Annotated in this window: 2 protein-coding genes and 1 pseudogene; 2 read left to right on the top strand and 1 reads right to left on the bottom strand. The window is 60.8% G+C overall.

All coding sequences use genetic code 11. From position 1 onward, the window contains the following. The coding region (locus BIS11_RS16380) for an MIP/aquaporin family protein (RefSeq protein ID WP_253586560.1) at positions 1 to 519 on the bottom strand (519 nt) is incomplete at its 3' end. A 410-nt stretch (positions 520 to 929) separates the two neighbouring features. On the opposite strand from BIS11_RS16380, the gene BIS11_RS16375 reads away from it, so the two are divergent. Together BIS11_RS16375 and BIS11_RS16370 are read left to right on the top strand one after the other, a co-directional pair. Continuing rightward, positions 930 to 1,367, top strand: a complete 438-nt coding sequence (locus BIS11_RS16375; RefSeq protein WP_253424911.1) for a DUF2231 domain-containing protein — start codon at positions 930 to 932, stop codon at positions 1,365 to 1,367. Next, positions 1,364 to 1,899, top strand: a pseudogene (locus BIS11_RS16370) (sorbosone dehydrogenase family protein); the annotation flags it as partial. The gene BIS11_RS16375 and the pseudogene BIS11_RS16370, both read left to right, overlap by 4 nt.

Below are 1,899 nucleotides of genomic sequence, written 5' to 3'. Positions count from 1 at the left end.
CGCCACCGCCAGCGGCCCGAGCCCGGAAGGCGTGTTGCCGAACATGATAATGACAAAGATCAGCACGAAGGTACCGATGATTTCGGTCACCAGATTCCAGCCCTTTGCGGGAATCGCCGGGCCGGTGGAGAAGGTGGCGAGCACGGCGCCGGCGTCGTCGGTGGCGTCGTAATGCTTCTTGTAGGCCAGATAGCAGACCAGCGCACCGATGAAGGCGCCGATGAACTCCGCACTCAAGTAGGCAAGCGTCGTGGCTATGGTGATCGGAATGTTCGGCGCGTACTCGCTGGCCGGGCTCACCAGCAGCGCCAGCGTCACCGCCGGGTTGATGTGGGCGCCGGTGTCGTAGGCCACGTAGACGGCGCAGAACACCGCAAGCCCCCAGCCGAAGAAGATGACGATACCGTCGCTCCCCTTGCCGTTGGTGCCGTTCAGCAGCACGTTCGCCACTACCCCGCAACCCAGCAGCGTCAATACGGCCGTACCCGCTATCTCGTGCAGAAAAATCGTTGCAAGCATTGTTACCCAACTATGTCAGATGCCGATTCGTCCGCTGGCCCGAGCGCCGGCCCGGCCGCGGCCACGTTTTCCATTTCGAAAATCTCGTTTTCTTTTTCGGCATCCTATCGGCGCAATTGAAAAAAACAATATAAAAATCCAACCACCCTTGCCAAGATCGCTTATGTGTTTGATTAAAGTGGCATTAAAACGTGCTTAGACATTAGTTCAAGAAATCGTTTCACTTTCTAAACAGTGACTTATGCAGGCACACAAAAAATTCCGCGTGTCAAATAACGAACACGACTTTTCGGTGTCATTCGGTTCGCGATGCCTGCAGGCTCTCCTATACTCACCTTGATGGCCTTGGCCTTTGCCACACCCGGGCACCGAACGCGACCGTACCGGCCCCCGATCAAGGAGAAAGCCCCATGATGGCGTCCCCCCACTCGATCTACCGAAGCGATATCCATCCGCTTCACGCCGTGCTGCTGGCCGGCATGCTGCCGCTCTATCTCGGCGCGGCGCTGTGCGACTACACCTATTCGGTGAGCTACCATATCCAGTGGAGCACCTTTGCTTCCTGGCTGATCGCCGGCGCCCTGGTGTTCAACGGCCTGGCGATTTTGGCCGCCGTGGTCGGCCTGTTTCGCGCCGCTCGCCGCTCGCCGCTGGCGCTGGCCTACCTGGCGCTGCTGGTGGTGACCTGGGTACTGGGCTTCATCAACGCCTTGATACACGCCCGCGATGCCTGGGCGATGATGCCGACGGGGCTGGTCCTCTCGGTGGTGATCGTCGTCATGACCCTGGCGGCGCTGTTTCTGGGTTTTGCAAGAAAACGTGTCGACACCGAAGGAGTGACCTCATGAGCCATTCGCGCATCACGCCCTTGCCTGCGCTCTGTGCGCTCCTGATCGCCACCGGTGCCGGAGCCGTCGAGCGGCCTTACGGTCCTGACCCCACGCTGCCGGAACCTCAGCGGGGGCTGCTGCCGGACATGACGGTTCCCGAGCCCGCCGAATGGGGGGATCAGCTTCCTACCGTGCCCGAGGGCTACACGATCTCTGCCATCGGTACCGACCTGAAAGTGCCCCGCCAGACCCTGGTACTGCCGAACGGCGATATCCTGGTGGCGGAAGGCAGCGGCGGAAACGCTGCCAAGCTCAAGCCCAAGGACGTCATCGCCGGCTACATCAAGGACCAGGGCAACACCTCGGTGGAAAGCGGTGACCGGCTGACGCTTCTACGCCCCAACAATGATGGCACTTACCAGCAGTCCATCTTCGCCGAGGACCTGAATGCTCCTTACGGCCTGGCGCTGATCGACGATGGCCTGTTCGTCGCCAACCAGGACGCGCTGGTGCGCTTCGACTACGAAGAGGGCCAGACCGAGGCCAGCGG

Origin of the sequence: Halomonas sp. 707D4 (assembly GCF_024158685.1) — a bacterium.
Lineage (GTDB): Bacteria > Pseudomonadota > Gammaproteobacteria > Pseudomonadales > Halomonadaceae > Vreelandella.
Note: the sequence above shows the minus strand (reverse complement) of the source record. Positions and strands in the feature narration are given on the sequence as shown.